The organism is Pectobacterium odoriferum (assembly GCF_009931295.1).
GTDB classification, from domain to species: Bacteria; Pseudomonadota; Gammaproteobacteria; order Enterobacterales; family Enterobacteriaceae; genus Pectobacterium; species Pectobacterium odoriferum.
The window spans coordinates 819,881-845,476 of the sequence record NZ_CP034938.1; the positions used below are offsets into that span (position 1 = coordinate 819,881).

Below are 25,596 nucleotides of genomic sequence, written 5' to 3' on the forward strand. Positions count from 1 at the left end.
TTTGAGCCCCAGTAGCCTGAGGACGTGTAAACAGTCCCGGTTAGCGGAAATTCACTATTTTCATTAGGTGATTTTCTGGGGGGGAAGAACACTATTAGTCCGGAAACCTTTTAAATTCCGGTAGGTTGATTGCTTATCAATGGTGTGCCGTGGCGTCATGGTGCGCTGTGAGATATCTTTTTACATAGCATGATGCAGAGGAAACAATGAGTCTGATATTTGGCCGGAATGAGATTTTAGGCATGCTTTCTCAACCAGTTCAGAATGATAGACGTGCTGTGGCGGTGATTGACGAAAAATGTAAGGTCGTCTGTGCGAATTCTGCCTTCAACGCCCATTTTGGATTGCGTGCTGAAATGAATACGCCCGTCTCAATTGATGATGTACTCCCTATCAACGTGAAGTTTGCCTATCACGATTTTATGACGAATTCCAACATGTTGAGTACGCGTGTGGTTTCGGATTTGTTGTCTGATGGTTTTACCAAAAAGCAGTTAAGTACGCTGTCTTTTTCGAAGCTGAACGTTGAAAACCGAGTGCTCTCTCTGCTGATCCTAAACCAGGATGCGGTTGAGCCTTCGACGAATTTAGCGTCATAAGCTTGAGTAATCGGAGATTATCTGGCCGGAAGAATAGAAATGTGGTTTTTCCAGTGAAAAATAACGACAAAAGAAAAATTGTTGTCATTAATAACATTACTATGGCTGATTTAGTCTCGTTTTACCAACAGCAATCGATTGCGTGGGTTGTTTTTTGATATTTGCTGACGGCCAGTAGAACGATAAAGCAGCACCGATTTTTCATAAATGAAGAATTAAAGACGTTATTTATTAATCACGTTGCTATGAAAAATTAAGAAAAAATAGAGAGTTAACTATTTTATTGCATACAATATGCTTGTTTAAAATAAGCAGCGAAACGTTTCGATCTCCTCTGCCTTTCTTCTTGCTTACCCGCTCTTTCTCCTACCAGCTCGTGAATTATTCCTGTAAACATCACGGTTTATTAAATACGGATAATAAGCTCTGGAAATTTTCTTTATTTTTAGCGTATTGAATCCTAAAGGATGACAAATGAATAAGTAGACCCTCGTCTAATTATTGATGCGGTTGAGCCGATACCGTGTTTATCGCGATATAGCACGTTTTGATAAATCCGACGTCAGTTTTTATTAGTTATCGTATCGGTTTACCAATAGCGGCAACGTATTTTCCCTAATATTTCTGATTGATAACGGATGACTTTAATTATTTTTCGATTTCTGGTTCCCCTTTTTACTCTCTCGCTTGGCATAGCTTCTGAAAACAAGCGTTTCTTATGCGATAGGGGATAAATAATGGTTAAATTCCGTACCCACCTGTTGGCACGTACTTTACGTGCCGGGGTACTTGGGGCAGCGTTTGCCTCAGTGCTGCCAATGGCGGCGGCCTATGCTGCGTCTGCGGCACCTGTCCAGCAATATGGGGTGTCATCGGGCCCGCTCAATCAGGTGCTCAATCAATTTGCCCAACAGGCTGGCGTATTACTGTCTTACGATCCGGCAGTCGTGGCGGGTAAGCACGGTGCGGGGTTGCAGGGGAACTACAGCGTTGAGCAGGGTTTCCAGCAGATCCTCAGCAACAGCGGCCTAAGCGCACAATACAGTGCTGATGGCAGTGTGACGCTGGTGCAGCGCACGGTGAGTGAGCCCGTTCCCGTTTCTGCGCCTGTTGTCGCTAAAAACGATCGGATCGTCGTCACCGCTCCACCGAATACCGCGATGAAGCTGGATGTGCCGATTTCAGAGACGCCACGTGCGGTTTCGGTTGTGACAGAGCAGCAGATCGAAGAGCGCGGTGCGCAAAAGATCGATCAGGCGCTGCGCTATAGCAGCGGTATTCTGGCGACGCCATACGGACCGGACAATAAAGCCGAATGGGTAACTATTCGTGGATTTAGCGATCAGTCCCGATTCCAGAATGGCTTGGCTACGCTGAATGAAGATGGATTCTACGGCCAGCAGATTGAGCCGTTCGGCGTCGAGCGTATCGAAGTCCTGAAAGGCCCAGCCTCCGTTCTGTATGGGCAAAACCCGCCGGGCGGTCTGGTTAACGTCATCACTAAACGACCAACGCGTTTGCCGCAGGGAAAAGTGGAGCTGGAATACGGCTCTAACGACTATCGCCATCTGGCTGTCGACAGTGCGGGTCCGTTAAATGATGACGGCTCGGTGCTGTATCGGGTTGTTGCGCTAGCGCGTGATACCTCGGGCGAGATGGATTTCTCGAAGAGCAAGCGCCTTTATCTGGCACCGAGCGTCACGTTCCTCGGAGAAGACACGGAACTGACCGTGTTAGCCAGCTACATGGATACTAAATCTGACACGACAAACGGCTTTAAGCTGCCGTACGGTACATTACATGGCACGCCGTTTGGCAAAGTCGGCTATAAAACGTCGCTGGGCGAACCGGGAATGAACCGCCACGATACCCGGCAGTTCAGCCTGGGCTATGAGTTCACGCATCATCTGAACGACACCTGGACGTTCCACCAGAATGTGAATTACACCTATCTGAATTTGGATCTGCGCAATGCTTATGCGCTGAGTATGGCTAATGATCGTCAGGCTAATCGTGGGCTGACCTACCGTGACGGTTTTGCGCAAAACTGGGCTACGGATAATCGGTTAGTGGGTGAATGGCAGTGGGAAGATATTGAAAACACGCTATTGCTCGGGTTCGACTACCGCCGTGCCAATACACAAAGCCGCGATGGAAATCTGTACGCCTTTGGCAGTCCTATCGACATCTTTAATCCGGTTTATGGTAATTACACATTATCAGATAGCGACCTGTTCGCTCACCGCTCTGGCCGCCATCAGACTGGCTACTATGTTCAGAACCAGATTAAGTATGACGAGCGTCTGATCTTCTTGCTGGGTGGACGTTACGACGTGGCGAAGTCTCGCGATCGTAATTTCTCATCAGGCGCGGATACTCGCACCGACGATACCAAATTTACCAAGACTGCTGGGGTAATGTACCTGTTTGATAATGGTATTTCCCCTTACGTCAGCTATTCGGAATCGTTCCTGCCTGTGTCGGGTCGCGATGGTTATGAACGTCCTTATGTGCCGGAAGAAGGCCAGCAGACGGAAGTTGGCGTGAAATATACGCCGGAAGGCTTTAACGGTTATGCCTCTGCTGCCCTGTTTAATCTGGAACAGAAAAACGTCAAAACGACGGATCCTAAAAACCCGAGTCTAACTATTCAGGCAGGTGAGGCCCGTTCACGCGGCCTCGAGCTGGAATTGAGCGGTGAGGTTTATACCGGTCTGACGCTGACGGCAAACTACACATACAACGAAGTGGAGACCACTAAATCAGGTACCGTCGGTGAAGTGGGTAAACGCCTACCGGGCCTGCCTGAACATATTGTGTCTGGCTGGGCTAGCTATGCCTTTAACGGCAAGCTGGAAGGATTAAGTATCGGCAGCGGTGTGCGCTATGTGGGCAGCTCCTACGGTGACATTGCCAATTCAGCGGACATGAAGGTTCCTGCTTATACACTGTGGGATGCGATGATCGCCTATGATTTCAGCAAAGATTGGCGTTTGCAGGTTAATGCAACCAACCTGACCAACCGTGAGTATGTCAGCGCCTGTAACTACTGGTGCTACTACGGTGAAGGCCGTAACGTTAGCGCGAACGTCAGCTATCGCTGGTAATCTTCCTTCTCGACTCTTACTGAAAGAAGCCCTCGGGCTTCTTTCTTTTTGCATGCACGCCATGCAGCGCCCTCCTTTTTAGTGTAATCGACATGATAAATGTGAATAGTCGTTGACTTTGCTTTTAATGATAATAAAAATCATTTCATTGCTGTCACATTGAGCGAATACCGTGAAGAGTCCCGCCGCTGTCTGCCTCCATCAGCCTGAAACCTTAAACGTTCAGCAGATTTATCATGACCATCATGCCTGGTTGCAGGCGTGGCTGCGTCGGCGTTTGGGGTGTTCACAGCAGGCCGCGGATCTGGCTCAGGATACGTTTCTACGTTTGATCTGCTTGCATCAGGCCGATCGCATCCGTGAACCACGCGCCTGGCTGACGACGGTTGCCCACGGGCTGGTGGTGAATCACTGGCGACGTAAAGACATCGAGAATGCCTATCTTCAGGTGTTGGCAGAGCAGGAGTTTACTTTTGCTCCCTCGCTGGAACAGCAGGTTATGGTGGTTGATGCATTGATGGCCGTCGACCAGATGCTGGCGACGCTGCCGGGCAAAGTGCGTCAGGCATTCTTGCTCGTGCATCTTGATGGCCTGACCTATCGGCAGGTTGCTGAACAATTAGCCGTTTCCGAGCGGATGGTGAAAAAATATATGGCACAGGCAATGCTGAATTGTCTATTGTGTCAGGACTTATGATTTCCTCTATTACTTCTTCTATTCCGAAAGATGTTCTTTATGCTGCCTCCGAGTGGTATGCCACGCTGTATGACGAAGACTGCTCCGAACTCGAACGTCAGGCATGGCAACGATGGTTACATCAGGATGAAACCCATCAGCTTGCCTGGCAGCAGGTTGAACAGATTCACGCCCGTTTCCATGCGGTAGACAGTCAATTAGCTTCTTCGGTGCTGAGCAAGCGGGGTGGGGAACGTCGGCGCATGCTCAAACTGTTGGCGATTGCCAGCCTTACCGGAGGTGTGGGTTTTAGTCTGCCGTGGGAAAGCTATGCGGCCGATTACCACACGGGAACGGGGGAAACGCGCGAGCTCAACATCGAAACGGGGATGACCGTCTGGCTCAATACGGATTCGGCACTGAATCAGCAAGGCAACCCTGCATTGTCTCAACCGCTGACGTTTCAATTGATCAAAGGCGAATTGATGCTGGACAACCAAACGGCCCACGCAGCCCGGTTGACCACGCCCCATGGCGATCTCGCGGCTTCCGCGCATTCCTGTCAATTAGCGCTGCGCTATACGTCTGCCCACAGCGTCCTTTCCGTTTTTAGCGGTGAGGTCTTGCTACAAACGGCTGTGCCCGCTGCGCAGCGCGTGACGGCAGGGCAGCAGATTATCTTTACCCGTGACAGGAGCAGTGAACCTGCGTCCGTTGAGAATTTCCGCCAGAGCTGGCGTAAAGGACAACTGGTCGCGGATAACATGCCGCTAGGGCAGTTTATTAATGAAATTTCCCGCTATCACAATGGTTATTTTCATGTTGATTCTGCGGTGACGATGCTACGGATTTCGGGCGTGTTTCCGCTACATGAAACCGATCGCCTGCTTGAGGCTGTTACCCGTACGCTGCCAGTGAAGGTGACCCGGCGTTTCTCTTGGTGGGTGGATATCCGACCGAGCTAAAACACTGCTGGTATTTCGCGGATAAAACACCAAAAATATCCCCCGTTTGTATTACTCGCAGAATAGACGTAAATCTGGCGCATATATATCAATCTGTTGGTGCCGAAAAAGGCGTAGCATACTCCACAAAGAGTATCCTCGGCGTTGCCTCTTCATACGGGATGTCATCATGCAGTTACTAAATCTGAAACAAGCTCGCCTGTTGAGCTTTTTCTTTGTTATGGGTGGCCTGCTTATATTGCTGCCTTTACGCCTGCTGGCCTGCTTTATTGCCGGTTTTTTGGTGTATGAAATTGTGAATTTACTGACGCCCTATTTCCAACGGGTCATCAGCGGTAAGCGTGCCCGCTGGATTGTGGTCGCAGTGATCAGCACGCTGGTCGTCAGCCTGTTAAGTCTATTGTTTGGCAGTCTGGTCGGGTTGTTGATGCAGGAAATGAAGGATACGGCGGCTTTCAATGTGCGCATTGGCTACATCCTCAATGACATCCAGCAGCAGATCGTCCACTACTTACCGGGGTATCTGCCGGTCAGTATTGAAGAGCTCCAGCACGAGCTGCTGCAATGGGTTCAGGCGCATATTGTGATGTTGCAGAACATGGGGAAAAGTTTTCTACATGGTTTTGTGACGATGCTGATTGGTATGGTGTTGGGCGCGATTGTCTCGCTTTATAATGTCGATAAAGACACGGAAAAACCGTTACTCAAAGCGGAGTTGCTGCGTCGGGTTTCGCTGTTGTCGGCATCGTTCCGCAATATTGTTTTCGCGCAGGTGAAAATCTCTGCGGTTAACACGATACTGTCTGCCATTTTCATTCTTGGCGCTCTGCCGCTGTGTGGCATCCATCTGCCGTTTGCCAAAACGCTGGTGGTGCTTACCTTCGTTTTCGGTCTGCTGCCAGTGGTTGGTAACCTGATCTCCAATTCGATCGTTTTCCTGTCTGGCTTATCGCTTTCGTTGCCGATTGCGCTGGTCGCGCTGGTGTATTTGATGCTGATTCACAAGTTTGAGTACTTCCTGAATGCACAAATCGTTGGGACAAGGATCAAAGCGCACGCGTGGGAAATCCTGCTGGCGATGTTGGTGTTTGAAGCGGCATTTGGCTTGTCCGGTGTGATTGCGGCCCCGATATACTACGCTTACCTGAAAAGCGAATTGAAAGAAGCCTCGTTGATTTAAAATCCTGCCATTTTGGCAGGCGATTGACGCCATCGCCTGCCATATCCTGCCTGCTCTGTTAATCAAAATACGAAGCGCTAAATGAATCAGCCCAATACGAGATTGGGCTGATTGAGGTTGCTGACAAAGGCCGCCGAGCGGTAGTAACGGATAGATCGTAAAGACGCTGTGAACACTTCCCTGTGCGCTCGGATTGCGCCATCCCTGGCGCAAACGCTTTACTCTTCTATTCCGTTACTCCCGTTTTCGTTCGGCAAAAAGGTTCGTCAACATTCTGAGTCAGCCCAATACGAGATTGGGCTGATTGTTTTTAGTTGATAACAGTTAATTGATGCCTGTTTTCAATCGATGCTTGTTTCCAATAAACGAACGTCTTCAATAAACGAACGTCTTCGATTAATGCTGTGCAGTCGCAACCTGCGGTTTAGACTCTTCTGACTGAACGCCTAACGGGTTGTTGCCCCAGCATTTCTCATATTCCCAGCCCGTCAGCTCTTCTGCGACAGCACGAGCGTGAGCTGGTACATCGGCAATCGCGCCGCCCGCTTTGATACGTGCAATCTCTTCCAGCAGAATGGCGTGGTTTTTACGATCCAGCTTCATCTGCGTGGTGTAGTAAATCGCAACCAGCGCAAGACCGATAACACCCAGCGAGAACACGCCAACAATCGCCTGTACGGCAGATTCCGGCTGCACTGACTGCCCGGAAACAAAGCCGAATTGGCTCAGTGTCCAGCCCATCGCGAAGACAATCACAGAGCGAACCATTTTACCGGCGAACGTCATGGCACCAGCGTAAATACCTTCACGGCGACGCCCGGTCAGCACTTCATCCACATCGGCCAGGAAGGTATAAACCGTCCAGGGGATATAGTAGATACCGCCCGTGCTCAGGCCAAATACGGCAGTAATGGCGAACAGAACAAAGATGGTCATGTCTTCTGACCAGTTAGCGAAATAGAGTGCGGCATAGGCTATTACGCTGACAATCACTACCATCAAGGCCAGACGGAACGGCCGCGCAAAGCCCATTTTGACGCAGATACCGATAAAGGCTGCGGTAGAAATGAGCTGCATAATCGAACTGAAGCTATTGAGGTGTGATACCAACGCCGTGTTCTGCTTCAGACCAAAGACGATGAAGTAGGTGAACGCGGAAGCGAAAAGCCACTCAGCGCCAAAGCCAAACAGGTACATCCCCAGATGCTTGCGGAAAATACGCAAACGGAAGGTGGAAACCATATCCACGCTCAGCTTTTTCATCGCTTGCCACAGGCTCGATGTGCTTTCACGGACGATTTCGTTTACCGGGCGCTCCCAGGATGTCATATACAGCGCGATCATTGCTGCACACATAATGGCACCGTAGACCAGACCGGTGTAGAAGAATGGCGTTGCGGAATCTTTACCGTAGATGGCAATAAACTGCCCAGGAATGAACGCCGCCAAGAAGTTGGCGATTTTACCGAAAATGGCTTTAGAACCTGTCAGCTTAGAGCGCAGTTTAAAGTCAGAGGTCATTTCGGTAGCCAGCGTCTCATACGGCACCATGATCGAGGTGTAAATCAGCTCGAACAGCACGTACGTCGCCAGATAGTACCAGAAGCCAAAGCCTTCAACCCATAGCATGGGGTAGACCAGAACCAGCGGGACACCCAGCAAAATAAAGAAGCGGCGGCGGCCAAATCGGCGACCAACACGGGTGTTGTAGAAGTTATCGCTGATGTATCCCATGATGGGGTTACTGATCGCATCGATGATGCTGGCAACCGAGAAGATAGCAGCAGCCTGAACCAATGTTAACCCACAGAATGTGGTGTAAAAATACATCAGCCATGCACCGCTGATAGCAAGCGCGCCGCTGCCAAGCAGGTTCGCGCTGCCGTAGCAGAACGTATGTTTAAAAGAGATTGGTTTATTCATGATCAGCCTAATTACAAATATGAAACAATATTTCAGTTCTATTGAACTATCATTTCTTTATCATTTGCTCTATTGAAAAGAAAGTAAACTGGCGATCACGCTTTAGGGCGCTTTTAATGATGATTTGTCAGACAGATCATGAAATAAGATATTTTAATTTGCTTTTTATAATTATTTGATCATGCGTTTATGTTCTTAATTTACAAAGTATGTAAATTTATTACGGAAAAGCATTATACGTGCAGATTGGCGACGAGGCGATAGTGGGCGCTGCCCCACAAATCGATAGCATGATGTGAAATAACGCATTGACCGCAGAGCGGAAATGTCGTCATCATCCCGCCCAGTTTACTTTATCGTATTCCCTCATCAGGAGCCGTAACGTGAGTCATTTGCTGGTCTATGCCATTATTTATGTGATTTTTATTGCCGTAGTTGGGTTGTTTGCTTTTCAGGCCTGGTTACCGTCTTCCGCACCGCGTGGGCTGAGAGATCGTGCGGGTATTTTGGTCGGGGTATTGCGTTGCGTTACGCTGTTTCTCGTCGTTTCCGCAATGCAAATTTTGTTTCCCAATTCGCTGCTGGATAAGCTTGTCTGGCTGGTTGCCGCAGCGATGCTGTTGATCGCGGTTATTGGTGCGGGAATGAGTTGGTCATCGCTGCCGTGGCTGGATGAAACAAAAGGTAAAGGCCGCACTCTGTCGCTGGGTGCCCAAAGTGCGGTATATCTTGCGCTGCTTGGATTTATCGTTATTTAAAGTCTTGTGCCAGTGCGGCCACGGTGTTCTTCGCGCCGTGATCGCGCAGCTTCAGATAAGCCTGTGCGATAGCGTTGAAGACATCGTGGTTTGCTGACAGATCCTCGCCGAAAATAGAACGAATATTGAGAAACGCACTGACCCGCTCGGGGCTATCTGACGTTTCTGCAACGACCAGTCTGAGCTGGTCAGCCAGCGGGTCGCGGATTTCGATAGGGTTGCCCGCATCGTCTTTTCCGCTGACATAACGCATCCAGCCAGCGACCCCTAATGCCAGACAGCGATAGTCTCCGCCATTACGCAGATGCCAGCGTAGCGATTCCAGCATGCGCTGGGGCAGCTTTTGTGAACCATCCATCGCGATTTGCCAGGTTCGATGCTTGAGCGCTGGGTTGGAAAAACGGGTAAGCAGCTGAACGGCATAGTCTTTCAGGTCGATATCCACGACGCTGAGTGTCGGTGCCTGCTCCAGCAGCATGAGATGAGACACTGCACGGCGATAGTTCTCGTCATTTATACAGTCGCTGACGTGATCATAACCGGCGAGATAGCCCAGATAGGCTAAAAACGAGTGGCTGCCGTTCAGCATGCGCAGTTTCATTTCTTCAAATGGCAGTACGTCATGCACCAGCTGCACGCCCGCTTTTTCCCACTCAGGGCGTCCGGCAGTGAAATGATCTTCGATCACCCATTGAATAAAGGGTTCACAGGCTATCGCACAGGGATCGGCGACGCCGAGGTGATCGGCAATTTCCTGCAACGCTTCTGGCGTTGCGGCAGGGACAATGCGATCCACCATCGTATTCGGGAAAGAAACCTTAGCCTCGATCCAATCGATCAGGCTCTGATCGTTGAGCCCCGCAGATTCCAGTACGGCGGCTTTGGCCGTTTTGCCATTCTCCGGCACGTTATCGCACGAGAGGACGGTGAACGGCGCAATCCCGCGCTCGTGACGCAAGCGCAGCGCTTCCGCCAGCAACCCCGGCACCGAGGCGGGATGACGAGGATCGCTGAGATCCTGTTGAATCAGCTTATTGGTCCGATCGAGCTTGCCGCTCGTTCCGTCCATACAATAGCCTTTTTCGGTAATTGTTAGGGAAACGATGGCCGTTTCTGGCGCGGCGAGTTTCTCAATAATGGCACCAATGCCTTCTATTTTGGCATGTAACGATTCACACACGGCACCAACGACAATCGGCTGATTGTCCGTCGCCGCTTTTTCCAACACGGTAAACAGATGATCCTGCTGACGCAGCGCATTGATCATGGTGTCGTCGCTGAACAGTACGACTTCACAAATTCCCCAGTCTCCTCCCACCATATTCAGCACGCGATCGGTGAGCAGTGCCTGATGAGCGCGATGAAAAGCACCAAAACCGATATGGACGATGCGCGGCTTCAGCGCCTTACGATCGTAGTGGGGGAATTGGACGTTGGCAGGCAATTCGCAGGTAGCGATATTTTTTATTTTATCAGTCATTTATTGCGCTTCGGGTGGGGGGATTTATAACGTTAAAAGTAGCTGTGATTTGCAGGCGGTGCAATACGTGACGCGCAGATAGGTTACGGTGCGCACGTTTTTTTCTCTGCGCAAATCTTATCGTTTTTTCAGATTCGGTTCCGCGGTGGAGCACGATTTTGTGAGGGGGCTTCAGCGTAATAATGTAACGCTGAAATTTAGTCTTGTTTTTACTAACTTATCTCCATTTCTTCTACATCATCAAGTGCTTTTCCCGACCGCTGTCTGCTATTTTGTCTGGATATTTTCCTCACTCCAACGATCAACAAAAAGGCCCGTAAGATGAAACTTGAATCCCTCGCGCTACATCATGGTTATGAATCTGAAGCGACAACGAAGTCCGCCGCCGTGCCGATTTACCAGACGACTTCTTACACATTTGACGACACGCAGCACGGTGCCGATCTGTTTGATCTGAAGGTGGCGGGCAATATCTATAGCCGTATCATGAACCCGACGAATGCGGTGCTGGAACAGCGGCTGGCAGCCATTGAGGGCGGTATTGGCGCGTTGGTGCTTTCATCCGGTATGGCGGCGATTACTTATTCGCTTCAGGCGCTCACGCAGGTTGGGGACAATATTGTCAGCACCAGCCAGCTGTATGGCGGCACCTATAACCTGTTTGCCCACACGCTGCCGCGTCAGGGGGTTGAGGTGCGGATGGCCTCTTTCGATGATTTTACGACGCTTGAATCGCTGATTGATGAACGCACTCGAGCCGTTTTTTGTGAATCTATCGGGAATCCGGCGGGAAATATCGTCGATATTGCCAAAATCGCGGAGATTGCGCATCGTCACGGCGTTCCGGTGATTGTTGATAACACGGTGGCGACGCCCGTGCTGTGCCGACCTTTTGAGCACGGCGCAGATATCGTCGTCCATTCACTGACCAAATATATCGGCGGTCATGGCACCACAATCGGCGGCGCGATTATCGATTCCGGCAAGTTTGACTGGGTCGCGAATAAAGCGCGTTTCCCGTTACTGAATGAGCCCGATCCTTCTTACCACGGCGTGGTGTATACCGACGCTTTCGGTCCGGCGGCCTATATTGGGCGCTGCCGCGTGGTGCCGTTGCGCAATACCGGTGCGGCGCTTTCTCCGCACAGCACGTTCTTGCTGTTGCAGGGGCTGGAAACGCTCAGCCTGCGCATCGAACGCCATTGCAGCAATGCCGAAGCGCTGGCTGGCTACCTGAATCAGCATCCGCTGGTTACCTGGGTGAACTATGGCGCGTTGCCGGATAGCCCTTACAAAGCAAACTGCGACAAAATTACCTCGGGTAAGGCGTCTGGGATTATCAGCTTTGGCATTAAGGGCGGGAAAGCATCAGGGGGGCATTTTATTGATGCGCTGAAGATGATTTTACGACTGGTGAATATTGGCGATGCCAAATCGCTTGCGTGCCATCCGGCAAGTACCACGCATCGGCAGTTGAATGCGGAAGAGTTGGCGAAAGCGGGAGTCAGTGAGGATCTGGTCAGAATTTCGGTCGGCATTGAGCACATTGACGACATCATCGCTGATGTAGCGCAGGCGCTGGAAGCCTCACAGAAAAAGTAAACGATAGGGATGTTAGAGAAACGCGTTGGAAACCGATTCGGGTTTCCAACGCGTCATAAGCGATTACGAACGGTTAGCGTCAGCTGGGGTCGTCGTCTGTGCTTCAACCGGTGCGGCATTTTGCACGGCATTGAGGCTATCTTGTGGCTGTACTTCTGGTGCGATAGGTGCCGCAACAGATTCAACCGGAATGGCTGGCGTGGCTTGTTCGATCAGGCCATTGATTTTGGTGGGCATACCAGAACGTCTCTGGATTGCCTGATCGACTTCGCTGGTGTTTACGCTGGCGTCGGCCAGAACTTTGCTCACTTTTGGCGTCATGCTGATCGGTGCCGGAGAATCAGAATGGAATTCTTCTACCGTGCGAGACAGCGGATTGTGAACTTCAACATAGCGTGAACCATCTGGCTCAACGGTGGCTTTCACTGGCTCATTGATGAACTGAACGCGAGTACCGACCGGAACGTTGTTGAACAGATACTTGATATCATCGGCGCGCAGACGGACGCAGCCGTGGCTTACACGCAGGCCAATACCGAAGTTGGCATTGGTGCCGTGGATCGCGTACAGGTTACCGATGTACAGCGCATACAGCCCCATTGGGTTATCTGGGCCAGCCGGGAAAACTTTTTGCAGGGTTTCACCACGTGCCGCATATTCTGCGTGCATCTTCGCGGTTGGCGTCCAGGTTGGGCCCGCTTTCTTGCGCTGAACGGAGGTCGTCCAGTTAATCGGCGTATCTTTACCTAACTCGCCAATCCCGATTGGCAGCACGACCACGGTCTTGGAGCCTTTCGGGTAGTAGTACAGACGCATTTCTGCACTGTTGATGACAATGCCTTCACGCGGTGCATCTGGCAGAATCAACTGATGAGGAATAACCATTTTGCTGCCAGGAATAGGCAGGTAAACGTCCGCATCTGGGTTGGCTTCCATCAGGTTGCTCAGACCCATTTGGAACTGTGCTGCAAAATGTTCCAACGGCTGTGTGCTGTCTTCCGGTACGGTGATGTCGATATTCTCGCCTATCAGTCGGCTGTTAGCCGCAGGCAGAGGATAAACAACGGCAAAAGCGGCCTGGCTGAATGCGGCTGCTGCAAAAACTAAAGTAAAGATCGCGCGAATACTCATTTTCATTTCTTTATTTGAGTGGTGAATGCACCCCCCGAATCAGGAGGCTGGTCTGCTAGGGTCGCCATGACGACCGGATGCGCATTATATGTGCAGAACGGCCTCAGAGGGAAACAACATGTGTAACTAATCACACTTTTTGGCGCCCGAATGAGAAAGAAAGCAGCGTAGAGTGAACCGCGACTCAATTTTCATCTTCCAGCGTGGGTTTGTTAAAGCGGCGATTAGCCAGAACTGGAAGAATCTGGCGGGCATACGCCAGTCGTTCAGGGTCAATGTTGGCATAGATGAGAGCGGGTGTTTCCGGTGCCTGAACTACGACAACGCCTAAAGGATCGACCACCATGCTGTTGCCGATATTTTTGACGCCGCATTCGCCAACGGCGACGAGATAAGTGGTGTTTTCCAATGCTCTGGCGCGCACCAGTAGCTCCCAATGCGCTTCTTTCAGCGGCCCTTTGATCCAGGCCGAAGGAAGAACGAGTACGTCTGCGCCGTCCAGTACCAGACGGCGTGCAAGCTCAGGGAAGCGGATGTCATAGCAGGTCATCAGCCCGACGTTAAACCCAGCGATGGTCAACAGCGGTGGAACGTCTTCGCCTGCCAGCACATTCTCCGATTCCTGTACGGAAAACGCATCATACAAGTGCAGCTTCCGGTACTGAGCAACGATCTCGCCGTTGCGCAGCGCCAGCAGCGTGTTCCAGACTTTCCCTTCGCCATTCGGGATATGCACACACAGCATGGTCGTTAGATTGTTGCCTTTACTGGCTTCCAGCAGATGCGAGATAAACGGGCCATCAAGCGGTTGAGCAGCAGTGAGCACCATGTTTGGATTGGTGATATCGCGAGCCAGCACGCCTTCAGGCAGCACCAGCAGGTCGGCACCGTTTTGCTGTGCTGCCGACATGAACTCAGTGATGGTCGTGGCGTTTTGCTGCCATTCGCGGTCAACGGCGAATTGTCCCAGTGCGACTTTCATGCTTGCTCCTTCGTGGCCCGATTAATCGCGCTTGGCTGGCATCATGCGCAGCAGCGTGTTGTCTTTCATGACATAGTGGTGGAACAGGGCAGCGGCGGTATGCAGCGCGATGAGCCAGTACCCTAGCGGTGCCAGCGTTTCATGCCAACCGATCAGCGTTTCAGCCAGGTCAAAATTTGGTGTCGCGGCTGTTGGCATGCTGATACCAAAAAGCATCCAGTCCCGACCGCTGTAATAGCGCGAGGCAACGCCCAGTATCGGCAGCGTGATAAACAGCAGGTAAATAACGGCGTGGGTAAGTGAGCCCAGCGCACTTTGCCAACGTGACGGCGGTGGCGTAATGGCTGGTGAGGTATGGCGATGGCGTAAGAACAAGCGAGCCAGCATAAGAACCAGTATGGCTACGCCGCAGCTAAAGTGCGTCACCATCATCACGGTGCGCAGCAGCGAACCGCGTTCAGCAAATCCGCGTAGCTCGATGGTGGCATAAGTCACAACGAGCAACAGAAAAACCAGCCAGTGCAATGCAATCTGCGATGGTGCGAACTTTCCTTTCATGTTTCGTCCTCTGCGACGTTGAGAGCGGTTTGACACCGTAACGAGCGAATAATCTCATAAAGTATAAGGTAACTTGCGTCTTGTCAGCCCCTCTTTACCATGCCTGACAAACTGGACTATCCGCGTTGGATTCTTCGTTATTCAACCTCGTTTGGATAGGGGAAAACGCAACGGCCCGTAAGGGTGGCGGCCAGGGATGGCATGTCATAAAAAAACCGGCCGAAGCCGGTTTGAGGGAGAAAGTTATTCCTGCGGGTTTTTCTCTGCCTTGCCTGCCATCATCGTCAGGAAGTCAAAGCGGCGACGCAGATCCAGCTCCGCTTCTTCATAGAGCTGCGCGGTTTCTTCCGGCATCATGCTATTCAGGCGGCGGAAGCGTTGCTCTTTCAGCAGCGTTTCGCTCAGGCTGCTGGATGGTGGACGAGAATCCGTCACCAGCGCGGCTTTCCCTTCTTCGGCGCGACGTGGGTCGAAGCGGTAGAGCGGCCAGAAGCCCGTTGCCGTCAATTGACGCATCTGATCGTGGCTGAATGCCAGGTCGTAGCCGTGTTCTTCACACGGGCTGTACGCGATAATTAGCGACGGGCCCGGCCAGGCTTCGGCTTCCTGAATCGCTTTCACCGTTTGGTTCAGCTGTGCGCCCAGTGAGATCTGCGCGACATACACGTGACCGTACATCATGACGTTGATGCCGAGATCTTTACGCGCTTTACGTTTTCCTTTCTCGCCAAATTTGGTGACGGCGCCCAGCGGTGTCGCCTTAGACTGCTGTCCACCGGTGTTGGAGTAGCACTGCGTATCCAGCACCAGCACATTGACGTTTTCGCTCAGGCTCATGACGTGATCCAGCCCGCCGTAGCCGATGTCGTACGCCCAGCCGTCCCCGCCGATAAGCCAGATGGATTTATCGACAAAGTGGTCGGCTTCGCTCGCCAGTACCTTGGCGTCGTTATCATTGATAGCGGCTAGCAACCCGCGTAGCTGTTCAATCTGCTGACGGCGCAGCTCGGGCACGATGGATTCTTCCTGCAACGCGTTAACCAGATCCGGCGGCAGTTGCGGTGCCAGCTTGTTGAGCAGGCGCACGGCACGCTGACGGTGCTGATCGACGCTCAGACGGAAGCCCAGACCGAATTCGGCGTTATCCTCGAACAGCGAGTTAGCCCAGGCCGGACCGCGGCCGTTGGCATCAGTCGTCCACGGCGTGGTAGGCAGGTTACCGCCATAAATAGACGAACAACCTGTCGCATTCGCGACTAGCAGGCGATCGCCATAGAGCTGCGTCAGCAGCTTGATGTACGGCGTTTCGCCACAGCCGGAGCAGGCGCCGGAGTATTCAAACAGCGGCGAAATCAGCTGAGAAGTACGGATATCGATACGTTCCAGCGTGGATTTGTCGATTTCCGGTAATTGCAGGAAGAAATCGAAGTTCTCTTTTTCCGCCGTCAGATTATCCAGACGGGATTCCATATTGATGGCTTTGATTTCTGGGTTCTGACGGTCTTTAGCCGGACAGACTTCTACGCACAGGTTACAACCGGTACAGTCTTCCGGAGCGACCTGCAACACGTATTTCTGACCGCGCATATCGCGCGCTTTCACATCCAGCGATTGTAGTGAGGCTGGTGCATTTTCCATTGCGTCTGGCTGAACGACTTTGGCGCGAATAGCCGAGTGCGGGCAGGCGGCAACGCAGTGGTTACACTGCGTACAAAGCTGCGGCTGCCACAGCGGAATCTCTTCCGCGATATTGCGTTTTTCCCACTTGGTGGTGCCAGTCGGCCAGGTGCCATCGGGCGGCAGGGCAGATACGGGCAGCGTATCGCCCAAACCTGCCAGCATCGCGGCCGTGACGGTTTTGACGAAATCGGGTGCGGCGTCGGAAACCACAGGCGGCCACTGCGGGCTGTCTGGGTTGACGGCTTCCAGCGGCACTTCTGCCAGCGCTTCCAGCGTGGCGCTCAGCGCCAGCCAGTTACGCTCAACCAGCTCCTGACCTTTACTGCCGTAGCTCTTGGCAATGGCGGTTCGCAGTTTTTCTACCGCCACATCGGCTGGCAGAATCTGTGACAGGTGGAAGAACGCCATCTGCATGACGGTATTAATACGCGCGCCCAGATGGCACTCGCGGGCAATCTTGGCGGCATTGATACAATAAACGCGGGCGTTGCGCTGATTCAGCCCTGCCTGCACTTCCTGCGGCAAACGGTGCCACAGATCGTCGCTGCTATACGGCGAGTTGATCAGGAAAACGCCGCCGGGCTTCAGCCGTTCGACCATGCTGTACTTGTCGATAAACTGCCACTGATGGCAGGCGACGAAATCGGCTTGATCAATCAGATAGGCTGAGTTGATCGGGTGCGGGCCCACACGCATGTGGGAAACGGTCAGGCTACCGGCTTTTTTCGAATCGTAGACAAAGTAGCCCTGCACAAACATCGGGGTGGTTTCACCAACGATTTTGATCGCGTTCTTGGTCGCAGAGACGGTGCCGTCACTGCCCAGTCCGTAGAATAGGGCTTCAAGTGACGCGCTGCTGGGGAAATGCTGTTCCGGCAGTGGCAGAGACAGGTTGGTGACATCGTCATAAATCCCGACAGTGAAGCGCGGCCGTGGGTTAGCAAGTGCTAACTCATTAAAGATCGCCTGTATGCACTGCGGGGTAAATTCTTTGGAAGACAGTCCGTAACGGCCACCAATAACCCGTGGCATAAGTGAACGCTCACCTGCGGAGAACGCCTCGGCCAGCGCGGTCATCACATCGAGATACAGTGGTTCTGCCAGTGCACCCGGCTCTTTCGTGCGGTCCAGCACCGCGATGCTCTTCGCCGTTTGTGGAATGACGGCCAGCAGATGCTTGGCAGAGAACGGACGATACAGGCGAATTTTCACCACGCCGACTTTCTCGCCGCGCGTCAGCAGTGTATCGATCACTTCTTCGCAGGTGCCGACGCCGGAACCCATCAGGACGACGATTTTGGTCGCTTCCGGGTGGCCGTAGTATTCAAACGGCTGGTACTGGCGTCCTGTCGCGGCGGCGAAATCGTTCATCGCCTGCTCAACGTGCTCATAAGCCGCGTCATACCAGCGGTTGGTTGCTTCACGCGCCTGGAAGAAGGTATCCGGGTTAGAGGCGGTGCCACGAATCACTGGGCGTTCCGGTGTGAGCGCTCGCTCACGGTGTGCATCAATGGATTTCTGTGGTAGGAGCTGGCGGATCACGTCATCGCTCAGCGGCTCAATCTTATTGATTTCGTGTGAGGTACGGAAACCGTCGAAGAAATGAATAAACGGCAGACGGCTGTTCAGACTGGCGATTTGCGAGATCAGCGCAAAGTCCTGCGATTCCTGCACATTGCTGGCGCACAGCATGGCACAACCCGTCTGGCGCACGGCCATAACGTCCGAATGATCGCAGAAGATGGAAAGCGCATGCGTCGCAACCGTACGGGCAGCGACATGCAGGACGAACGGAGTTAGCTCACCGGCCAGCTTATACAGCGTGGGGATCATCAGCAGCAGACCCTGCGATGAGGTAAACGTGGTGGCGAGTGTGCCCGTCTGCAATGCGCCGTGGACGGTAGCGATCGCGCCGCCTTCCGATTGCATTTCAACAACGCGGGGCGTATCTCCCCATATATTCAGCCCGCCATCGCTCGACCAGGCGGCCGCGTGTTCAGCCATGCTGGAACTGGGCGTAATCGGGTAAATGGCGATGACTTCATTGGTTCGCCAGGCCACAGAGGCGACTGCGTTATTACCGTCGGTGGTGATCATGACTTATAGCCTTCTTGCTCACTAAGCCTTTCATTTTACATGGTCTTTTCGGGCGATGAAAATGACTGGGAATAAACGAAAATACGATTTTTATCGGAGGATTATCGCATTTCAGGAAAAAAGAGGGTGGAATGATGTGTGCGGAGTTGTATCAAACTGTGTTTTATCCCCGTCATACTTCAAGCCGCATGTGCGTTGGCTTTTCTCGCTCACCTCAGTCACTTACTGATGTAAGCTCCTGAGGATTCACTGCGTCGCCGCCTGCCTGCAACTCGAATTATTTAGGGATACCCCGTCATACTTCAAGCGATCTTTCTACGTGTGGCTTTCGTATGAGGGAGAGCCCGCGTTTCCTAAAATTGGGCATATTATACACCGCTGAGCGGGTTGATATCTTTTTGTACCTATTGAAGGGTACCGCCGTATGATTTTGTTTGCTCATTACTGCCATGACAGGTAGCGTGCTTATACTAAAATAACATCTGTAATCAATGTATGAAGGAACCGAACGATGGCAAATGATGAAATAAAAAATAAACTGGTTTCCGTACTGGCTTCACAACAGGCGCAGGGAAAAACGCCAGAACAGGCCGTTGAACACATCCTTCAGGCATTGGGAGGAAGAGCGGGTGATGTGTCCCGTATTTCGGTTTTGACGTCGACATTAATTGCTGATGTGCTTTATACCGTGTATCAGGAGGCGATCACATACCAGCAAATTGCGGTAATTTTACGTAAGTTGTGTTACGCCGCTCGCGATATTGCTGTTGCATCACACGCGATCTATCCCCAGCTAACCGTTCAGGAAATCGGCCAGCTTTTGCAGAGCCCAGAGATTTATCCAACGATCGATCGCGCCGCATTGCTTGATGCGCTGACCTACGCGAACTTTTCCAAAGTGGAAAGCGAGCAGGCTGCTGACGTTCTCGGCGTTTAAAAGAAAAAACAGCCAGATTGATAACCTTCCTATCGTCGCTCTCGTGCTATTGATTGAGCGAGAGCGGCGAGCCTGGCATTCTCAACCTAACGTATTCCTTCCTTCTCTATATGACTGAAATCGTCATGTCGTTGTGTAACTGATTTTTAATCCGGTAGCATGGCAAGCCTTGGTGATTGTTGGCATTGGAAAAATTAGCACCGGAGAAAAGAGCCTTTATGAACATGACCTCTATAAATATTGCCTCTATAAACATTGTCATCCGCCCCGCCCAGAAATCAGATGCGAGCGTGATTCTGGATTTAATCATCGAACTTGCCGTGTATGAGAAAGCACGCCACGAAGTCCTGGCTTCGCTTGAGGATATTGAGCGCTCGCTGTTTGGCGAGGGAGCGACGGCTGAAACGCTGATTTGCGAGATTGATGGCAAGCCTGTCGGCTATGCGATTTTCTTCATGAGCTACTCAACCTGGCTGGGAAAATATGGCATCTATCTGGAAGATCTCTACATTGCGCAGGCGTATCGTCAAGCGGGAGCGGGTAAAGCGCTGCTGAAACAGGTTGCGCGTCTTGCACAGGAAAGACAGTGCGGACGGCTGGAATGGAGCGTACTGGACTGGAACCAACCCGCGATCGATTTCTATAAAAGCATTGGCGCGAAGCCGCAGGATGAGTGGGTTCGCTATCGGATGGACGAGAAGGGTATTGCTGATTTTGTGACGGCATCGTAACGCGATGGCTCCTGTCGACCAGAAGGCAGCAGGAGCCCTATTTAATTAACGCGTTGACGCCGCCAACGTCGTGCCTGCCAGAATAAAGATTCCGCCCGTCGAGCGGTTAAACAGCTTGATGCGGCGTGGGCTGGAGAAAAGGCCCGATAAACGACGGCCAGTGCAGGCATAGATAAACATGATGCTGAAATCGAAGACTGCCCAGGTTACCGCCAGAATGATGAGCTGCATGGCGTGTGGGGCGCTGGTATCGATAAAATTTGGGAAGAGTGCGGCGAAAAACAGCAGATCTTTCGGGTTACTGATCCCGACCAGAAAGCCTTTGCGGAATAGCGGAAACCAGCCCGGAGCCGAGGCTTCCTGCACGTCCTGCTCCGTAGTGCCCATATCCTTAGAACGCCATGACGCGATGCCCAACCAGATGAGATAAACCGCGCCAATAATTTTTAATACGGTAAATGCGGTGGTTGACGCAGCGAGGATGGCACCTAACCCCAATGCTGAACAGGACATCAATATCATTGCCGCGCTGACGCCGCCGAGTACGGTTGCTGTTGCGCGTGAAGCGCCGTAGCGTAAACCGTGCGACATGCTGATTAAGGCGGATGGGCCCGGAATGGCAATCAGAGCGATGATGATGCCTGTATAAGCCAACCAGAGGTGAAGGCTCATGGTTTCTCCTGCGTGTAGTTCACTGTAAAAGCGACATTGAGAATGGTGATGTGAAGCGAAATATATTCACATATATATCGCTATTTTCTAACGCGTGATAGTAACAGAAAAGGGGCTGATGGCGCTTGCCCTCTTTATCAACATTCTGTTGCTGGGTATGGTAGTAAACTCTTGTTCCAGCAAGAATCTCCCCGGCCTTCTCGTCGGTCAGGGAGAATGGTTTAGCGTGAAATAACCTGTTAACCGCGCCTGATATTATTCCTTCACGCTTAAATCGATATCGAGAAATAGCGTTTTTCTACTCTTCCTGACTGTAAATCCTCATAAATGGCTTCCTGATCGGGATAGCTTTTAACCATCACCCCAGCGGGTAGCCAATATTTATTGGCATAGACTTCCTGAATAGTGTCTTGCTGTACCTCGATTTTAAACCCCGATGGATTACCATTTTTATCCATGCTCTGAAAGGGAGAATACGTTAAATCGACGCCGATACGCAGTATGTCTGATTTGGCAAATGCAAAGGGAGAAATAGCAAAAATGACAACGATCTTCAGGAGAGATAATTTTCTGAACATAGCAGTAACACCTCTTTTGGGTCGTATATACCCGTCATTTAAAATTATAATAAATTGTTATTGTTTGCTTTCGTGATATAAAATTTCGATATCGGTGATGTCCAAACGTGTAAAAAGGAAATACATTCCAGTGGATGATTTCATTTTTGGCGGGGGACTGATATTCATTGCATACCGAAAACCGACCTAAGCGAGTTTCCGATATTTTAATTTATTAACCTTACTAAATGTGCCAATAATACGGTGGAATTGGCGAGCTTGAAGGTGAGCGCTACTTGTAGGTAAAGTGATAATCGACAATATACGTGCCGAGTTTATTGACCCGCGCAGTGACCCACAACTCATCCATTCCTTGCCTTCTTTTTTTAAATAACGTCTCTCTACTGGTACATAGCTGTTTCAACTGACCAGTATGAACATCTCTAATCCATAAACCTGCTTCACAACGACTCGTTTTCCCTTTTGGTGGCCCAGGAAAAACAATCTCATAATCGGATGTGTAATTAATCACGTCATCGGGAAACAGATAAACGTACACGTCAAAGCTATTCACGATGGAAAGAAATCCCAACACAAAGCCACCCAGGAACATTTCGAGCGTGTGCTTTAGTTTCTTTTTTACCGAACGAGAGTAGAGCGCCCTGCCAGCAAAGATAAGTCCCAGAACGATCCCAAAGGTAAGGTAGATAGTGAAGTCAGGGAGTGTATCGATCAGTATCGTGCGACGTGACAGTTGCGAGGCCCAAAGCATGTACCAGAAAATAGCGAGCATGATAGATAAGACGAGGAGAGTAACGAGAAAATCCTTCGACAATAAATAAGTTATCGCTTTTTTATAGAGACGGTGCATCTATCCATGACCTTACATTAACAGCTTGTTTTGTTGGTATTTTACATGACTTCACGACTTAAAGGATCAATAGAGATGCTTGTTATGGCTCGGGAATTGGCTGGGGGAATTTGAATATCCAACATAACATGATGATATTAATGTTTTAAGTTTGAGTTCAGACTTTATTTGTAGGCCTAAACGTGAGCCTACGAAAAATGGCGATGAGTGACAGGGGGCAAACGCTTATGCTCCATGATAATCCGTTCTTTTTCCATTTTTTTAATAAGTACACGCGAAGGTCACTTTTAAGTGGTGTTAATGTGTTCTTAATCCTGATCCTGCTGGATGCTAATCAGGCCAGTTCAAATGAAGCTAATTCTTTTAACAGGGTATTCGTGATAGGAAGATAGAGAGAATTAGGCTTACGTTGAAAGGCAACAAATCCATACTTCAGATAAAAATTCTTCGCAGCCTCATCTTTAGCATCGACATGTAAAGCCCATATTCCTGTCGTCGAGCGCGACACATTGAGGAGCGCATCAACGAGTAATGAACCACCTATGCCTTTTCCTGCAAATTGAGAATCGACGGCAAGGCGGCCAAGTAACGCAGCAGGTACAGAAGGATAACGTGGAAGTTTCTTGGTAATCGTATCGGGAAGGCCGCTGATATCGATTGCACTGGAAGAGAGCGTATAAAAGCCCGCTACGTTATTGTTTTCATCAACGGCAGCATAGCATTTAGTAAAGCGTTCCCTGCTGTCCTGCCCAGCATACTTTTGCAGGTAGGTATTTAACTCAGGAACGCCGCAATTAAAGTTTCTCTTGTTATGGCTTTTGGCAAGTAGCGTGTAGGTCAATAAGCTCATTTTATCTTCCCAGCGCTTTACGCCTTTTCATTGCGCCTAATAATGCAGGGGAAACCGGCGATTCGGACAGCAGTGAATCAGCAAATTGTTTTTGGTCTTCAATTGCCAGTCTCAGGATCGCGGTTTCTTCTACGGCTCTTTTAGCGGCTTCCTGCGTTGCTGTGATAATAAAATCCGTCATTGTACGACCCTGTAACTCGGCGGCATGTTTGATCAATGCGTGGAGTTCCGAAGGAATGCGCGCTTCCAGTCTTGCGGTTGTAGGCATAGTTACCTCATATTCATAATCCCGGCAGATTGCCGTACGTTCAGTATATAAAACATGCAAATTAAAAGATAGGCTGAATATTCGCATCGAGGATGAGGGTACTTCCCTCAAAATAAAAAGATTTTGCACAAAACTGTTCACTCTCTTCACTATGGTTTTTTATTTTTATTAATCAATAGATTAAAGGGTGATGAGTTGGTGAACAGGTGACGAGTTACTCATCACCTTTCAACTTTTGGTGAACTGCTCCCGCATCGGAGCGCTCAGCTTCTTAAATTCTTTCAGCGCGTGCTCTTCAAACTCCAGCTTATAGCTCATTCAGATCGACCTTCACACGTTTCCCCTTCATCCGTGAGCGGGCGATTTTGGCAAGTTCGATATCTTCCTGATAGTCGGCCAGCGCCTCCCATGTTTCCGGGGAAACATAGTAGCCAGAGATACGGCCATTGGTGAGCACCGCTACAGGCTCACCGTTACGCGGCATTGGGCGATTTTTTAAAGTCGCTGATACTCACAGCTGCATTTGCAAGGATAGGTTGTACGGACATAATCAGCCCCTTTTAAGTATGATATTTGATACTGAATTTAGCACTTAACCAAAAAGGCAGTAACATCACGGTATAAATGTGACACCAAATAAAATAATATTGAAAATACATTAAAAACAGGGAGGTTTAATGGATACTACTGAAGAACTCAATAACACATATTATTATCATGGGCATGTTAATTTAACTGCCGGTGAGTTATTTAACCTGATCTTTCTTGAAAATTTTTCTTCTCGTACCGATTTAGAAATTACAGCGGCGGTGCTGATCCTCTCAGGGCAACCTTATCTAAAGGTGTCAGGAAAACTATCCGCCGCCACTGCGACGCCCGGAACCAGTGAGTATCACGAGCATTGCTCAGAGATTTACGTTTCCCTTATGGGCTAAGGCCGCTTACGCCTATGGGAAAAAATCTTGCGACATTGAAGATGGTTCCAACGAATAAGATTGCCTCTTTTGTTGGGCGTTATATTCCATGGATAGGTTATGTCCAATTAATAGCTATAATGCAATTGGTAGCAAGGGACACCCGTCGACAGTATAATCTGATCGCTAGGCCAGAAGACTGCATTGAATGGACGTATTTCTGATGAGTAAAAGAGATATCGAAAATGAGGTTATTCAATATCTCATGGAACGTTACCCGATTAGGAAAAATTGGTTTAAATCCGAAATTAGACAAGTCACTAAAGACTGGACGTTACAGGATGATTATCAGTTTCTACCAGAGGATGCTCACGATTTCCTTCTTGATGTATTCGGACATTTTAATATTGAGTATTCAAACTTTGATGGAGGAAATTATTTTGAATATGAGTATCCAATCTGGCAAAAGAAACCACTATTGAAAGCGTTAAAACCGCTCACTGTCGGGATGATTATTGAGTCAGCTAAAGCAGGGAAATGGTTATACGATTAGAGGCATCTAATTATTGAAGTGTTTGGACGTAAAAAACCGGCTGGAGTCGGTTTTGTCGTTTCTGGTGTCTACATCGCCGACTCACATTTGGGCAGCCAGTCGGCGTCTGATTCGTCTTTCAGCCAAAGATTAACCAGTATGCTCAGTTTGCGTATACCTAAACGTAGCCAATAACCACCGGATATCGTCGGACAATGACGGACAATGACGGACAATGACGGACACAAAAAAGCCCGCAGGGCTTGCGCCATGCGGGCTTTTCGTACTTCATCGGCTGGGGGAATCTGAATATCTATCGTAACGTGATGATCTTTATGTTTTAAGTTTGAATTCAGACTTTGTTGGTATACCTAAGCGTATACCAATGCTGAAAAGTGATAGGGATTTTGTCCAACGATCTCACCCTGTGAAACCCACCTTTTTGTCACCTTAATCTATGACGATTTTTTATAAGTACACGCGAATATCACTTATTGGTGTCATTCATGTGTACTTGACGAGTGGT

At 50.2% G+C, this 25,596-nt stretch carries 20 protein-coding genes and 4 pseudogenes; 11 read left to right on the forward strand and 13 right to left on the reverse strand.

What is annotated here, in order from left to right; all coding sequences use genetic code 11:
* Positions 1-206 precede the first annotated feature (206 nt).
* The 5 genes from EO763_RS03635 to EO763_RS03655 all read left to right on the forward strand — a co-directional run bounded on the left by EO763_RS03635 (position 207) and on the right by EO763_RS03655 (position 6,527).
* Positions 207-599, forward strand: a complete 393-nt coding sequence (locus EO763_RS03635; protein WP_010282300.1) for a hypothetical protein — start codon at positions 207-209, stop codon at positions 597-599.
* A 737-nt stretch (positions 600-1,336) separates the two neighbouring features.
* Positions 1,337-3,706, forward strand: coding sequence for a TonB-dependent siderophore receptor (locus EO763_RS03640; RefSeq protein ID WP_161528122.1), 2,370 nt, complete (start codon positions 1,337-1,339; stop codon positions 3,704-3,706).
* A gap of 172 nt (positions 3,707-3,878) precedes the next feature.
* On the forward strand, positions 3,879-4,403 hold the full coding sequence (locus tag EO763_RS03645; protein ID WP_161528123.1) for a sigma-70 family RNA polymerase sigma factor: 525 nt from the start codon (positions 3,879-3,881) through the stop codon (positions 4,401-4,403).
* Positions 4,400-5,347, forward strand: coding sequence for a FecR domain-containing protein (locus EO763_RS03650; protein ID WP_161528124.1), 948 nt, complete (start codon positions 4,400-4,402; stop codon positions 5,345-5,347). Before EO763_RS03645 ends, EO763_RS03650 begins: the two co-directional genes overlap by 4 nt.
* A gap of 169 nt (positions 5,348-5,516) precedes the next feature.
* Complete coding sequence (locus EO763_RS03655) at positions 5,517-6,527, forward strand: AI-2E family transporter (RefSeq protein WP_161528125.1); 1,011 nt, start codon at positions 5,517-5,519, stop codon at positions 6,525-6,527.
* A 396-nt stretch (positions 6,528-6,923) separates the two neighbouring features.
* Here EO763_RS03655 and EO763_RS03660 read toward each other — a convergent pair whose 3' ends face one another.
* On the reverse strand, positions 6,924-8,450 hold the full coding sequence (locus EO763_RS03660; RefSeq protein WP_161528126.1) for an MFS transporter: 1,527 nt from the start codon (positions 8,448-8,450) through the stop codon (positions 6,924-6,926).
* A 383-nt stretch (positions 8,451-8,833) separates the two neighbouring features.
* Here EO763_RS03660 and EO763_RS03665 point away from each other — a divergent pair, with 383 nt between their 5' ends.
* A complete protein-coding gene (locus EO763_RS03665) occupies positions 8,834-9,208 on the forward strand; it encodes a hypothetical protein (protein WP_039496998.1) in 375 nt (124 codons plus the stop codon).
* Here the strand turns inward: EO763_RS03665 and EO763_RS03670 are convergent.
* On the reverse strand, positions 9,201-10,688 hold the full coding sequence (locus EO763_RS03670; protein ID WP_161528127.1) for a mannitol dehydrogenase family protein: 1,488 nt from the start codon (positions 10,686-10,688) through the stop codon (positions 9,201-9,203). The genes EO763_RS03665 and EO763_RS03670 overlap by 8 nt on opposite strands.
* 321 nt (positions 10,689-11,009) lie before the next feature.
* On the opposite strand from EO763_RS03670, the gene EO763_RS03675 reads away from it, so the two are divergent.
* A complete protein-coding gene (locus EO763_RS03675) occupies positions 11,010-12,290 on the forward strand; it encodes an O-acetylhomoserine aminocarboxypropyltransferase/cysteine synthase family protein (RefSeq protein WP_010295775.1) in 1,281 nt (426 codons plus the stop codon).
* A 63-nt stretch (positions 12,291-12,353) separates the two neighbouring features.
* On the opposite strand, the gene EO763_RS03680 is transcribed toward EO763_RS03675, so the two are convergent.
* From EO763_RS03680 to nifJ, 4 genes are all read right to left on the reverse strand, one after another.
* Complete coding sequence (locus EO763_RS03680) at positions 12,354-13,421, reverse strand: L,D-transpeptidase family protein (protein WP_161528128.1); 1,068 nt, start codon at positions 13,419-13,421, stop codon at positions 12,354-12,356.
* A gap of 184 nt (positions 13,422-13,605) precedes the next feature.
* Entirely contained in the window at positions 13,606-14,403 is a 798-nt protein-coding gene (locus EO763_RS03685; protein WP_161528129.1) for a deaminated glutathione amidase, read from the reverse strand.
* A 21-nt stretch (positions 14,404-14,424) separates the two neighbouring features.
* Positions 14,425-14,961, reverse strand: a complete 537-nt coding sequence (cybB, locus tag EO763_RS03690) for a cytochrome b561 (protein ID WP_161528130.1) — start codon at positions 14,959-14,961, stop codon at positions 14,425-14,427.
* Between the two features lie 243 nt (positions 14,962-15,204).
* Entirely contained in the window at positions 15,205-18,738 is a 3,534-nt protein-coding gene (gene nifJ, locus EO763_RS03695) for a pyruvate:ferredoxin (flavodoxin) oxidoreductase (RefSeq protein ID WP_161528131.1), read from the reverse strand.
* Positions 18,739-19,249: 511 nt separating this feature from the next.
* Between nifJ and EO763_RS03700 the strand changes: the two genes are divergently transcribed.
* Positions 19,250-19,675, forward strand: coding sequence for a hypothetical protein (locus EO763_RS03700; protein WP_039491070.1), 426 nt, complete (start codon positions 19,250-19,252; stop codon positions 19,673-19,675).
* Between the two features lie 248 nt (positions 19,676-19,923).
* Positions 19,924-20,406: a GNAT family N-acetyltransferase gene (locus EO763_RS03705; protein WP_029367525.1), complete on the forward strand. Its 483-nt coding sequence runs from the start codon at positions 19,924-19,926 to the stop codon at positions 20,404-20,406.
* A 45-nt stretch (positions 20,407-20,451) separates the two neighbouring features.
* Here the strand turns inward: EO763_RS03705 and EO763_RS03710 are convergent, their stop codons facing one another.
* From EO763_RS03710 to EO763_RS03740, 7 genes and pseudogenes are all read right to left on the reverse strand, one after another.
* Positions 20,452-21,078: a LysE family translocator gene (locus EO763_RS03710; protein ID WP_039491068.1), complete on the reverse strand. Its 627-nt coding sequence runs from the start codon at positions 21,076-21,078 to the stop codon at positions 20,452-20,454.
* A gap of 296 nt (positions 21,079-21,374) precedes the next feature.
* Positions 21,375-21,656: pseudogene (locus tag EO763_RS03715) on the reverse strand (ABC transporter substrate-binding protein); the annotation flags it as partial.
* A 271-nt stretch (positions 21,657-21,927) separates the two neighbouring features.
* Positions 21,928-22,506, reverse strand: coding sequence for a hypothetical protein (locus EO763_RS03720; protein ID WP_161528132.1), 579 nt, complete (start codon positions 22,504-22,506; stop codon positions 21,928-21,930).
* 334 nt (positions 22,507-22,840) lie between these two features.
* Complete coding sequence (locus tag EO763_RS03725) at positions 22,841-23,356, reverse strand: GNAT family N-acetyltransferase (protein WP_125232317.1); 516 nt, start codon at positions 23,354-23,356, stop codon at positions 22,841-22,843.
* Position 23,357: 1 nt separating this feature from the next.
* Positions 23,358-23,753: a type II toxin-antitoxin system TacA family antitoxin gene (locus tag EO763_RS03730; protein WP_244322047.1), complete on the reverse strand. Its 396-nt coding sequence runs from the start codon at positions 23,751-23,753 to the stop codon at positions 23,358-23,360.
* A gap of 105 nt (positions 23,754-23,858) precedes the next feature.
* Positions 23,859-23,942: pseudogene (locus EO763_RS23785) on the reverse strand (type II toxin-antitoxin system RelE family toxin); the annotation flags it as partial.
* Positions 23,932-24,172 (reverse strand): annotated as a pseudogene (locus EO763_RS03740) (type II toxin-antitoxin system Phd/YefM family antitoxin). The pseudogenes EO763_RS23785 and EO763_RS03740, both read right to left, overlap by 11 nt.
* A 129-nt stretch (positions 24,173-24,301) precedes the next feature.
* Between EO763_RS03740 and EO763_RS23850 the strand changes: the two are divergent.
* Both EO763_RS23850 and EO763_RS03750 read left to right on the forward strand, forming a co-directional pair.
* Positions 24,302-24,762: pseudogene (locus EO763_RS23850) on the forward strand (STM2901 family protein).
* A complete protein-coding gene (locus tag EO763_RS03750) occupies positions 24,762-25,091 on the forward strand; it encodes a DUF1493 family protein (protein WP_244322049.1) in 330 nt (109 codons plus the stop codon). Before EO763_RS23850 ends, EO763_RS03750 begins: the two are co-directional and overlap by 1 nt.
* Positions 25,092-25,596: the final 505 nt, after the last annotated feature.

Coding starts and splice junctions, on each gene's coding strand:
- EO763_RS03700 (WP_039491070.1), top strand. CDS start 19,250: ATGGCAAATGATGAAATAAAAAATAAACTGGTTTCCGTACTGGCTTCA.
- EO763_RS03750 (WP_244322049.1), top strand. CDS start 24,762: ATGAGTAAAAGAGATATCGAAAATGAGGTTATTCAATATCTCATGGAA.
- cybB (WP_161528130.1), bottom strand. CDS start 14,961: ATGAAAGGAAAGTTCGCACCATCGCAGATTGCATTGCACTGGCTGGTT.
- EO763_RS03680 (WP_161528128.1), bottom strand. CDS start 13,421: ATGAGTATTCGCGCGATCTTTACTTTAGTTTTTGCAGCAGCCGCATTC.
- EO763_RS03660 (WP_161528126.1), bottom strand. CDS start 8,450: ATGAATAAACCAATCTCTTTTAAACATACGTTCTGCTACGGCAGCGCG.
- EO763_RS03635 (WP_010282300.1), top strand. CDS start 207: ATGAGTCTGATATTTGGCCGGAATGAGATTTTAGGCATGCTTTCTCAA.
- nifJ (WP_161528131.1), bottom strand. CDS start 18,738: ATGATCACCACCGACGGTAATAACGCAGTCGCCTCTGTGGCCTGGCGA.
- EO763_RS03640 (WP_161528122.1), top strand. CDS start 1,337: ATGGTTAAATTCCGTACCCACCTGTTGGCACGTACTTTACGTGCCGGG.
- EO763_RS03650 (WP_161528124.1), top strand. CDS start 4,400: ATGATTTCCTCTATTACTTCTTCTATTCCGAAAGATGTTCTTTATGCT.
- EO763_RS03725 (WP_125232317.1), bottom strand. CDS start 23,356: ATGAGCTTATTGACCTACACGCTACTTGCCAAAAGCCATAACAAGAGA.
- EO763_RS03655 (WP_161528125.1), top strand. CDS start 5,517: ATGCAGTTACTAAATCTGAAACAAGCTCGCCTGTTGAGCTTTTTCTTT.
- EO763_RS03685 (WP_161528129.1), bottom strand. CDS start 14,403: ATGAAAGTCGCACTGGGACAATTCGCCGTTGACCGCGAATGGCAGCAA.
- EO763_RS03675 (WP_010295775.1), top strand. CDS start 11,010: ATGAAACTTGAATCCCTCGCGCTACATCATGGTTATGAATCTGAAGCG.
- EO763_RS03710 (WP_039491068.1), bottom strand. CDS start 21,078: ATGAGCCTTCACCTCTGGTTGGCTTATACAGGCATCATCATCGCTCTG.
- EO763_RS03720 (WP_161528132.1), bottom strand. CDS start 22,506: ATGCACCGTCTCTATAAAAAAGCGATAACTTATTTATTGTCGAAGGAT.
- EO763_RS03670 (WP_161528127.1), bottom strand. CDS start 10,688: ATGACTGATAAAATAAAAAATATCGCTACCTGCGAATTGCCTGCCAAC.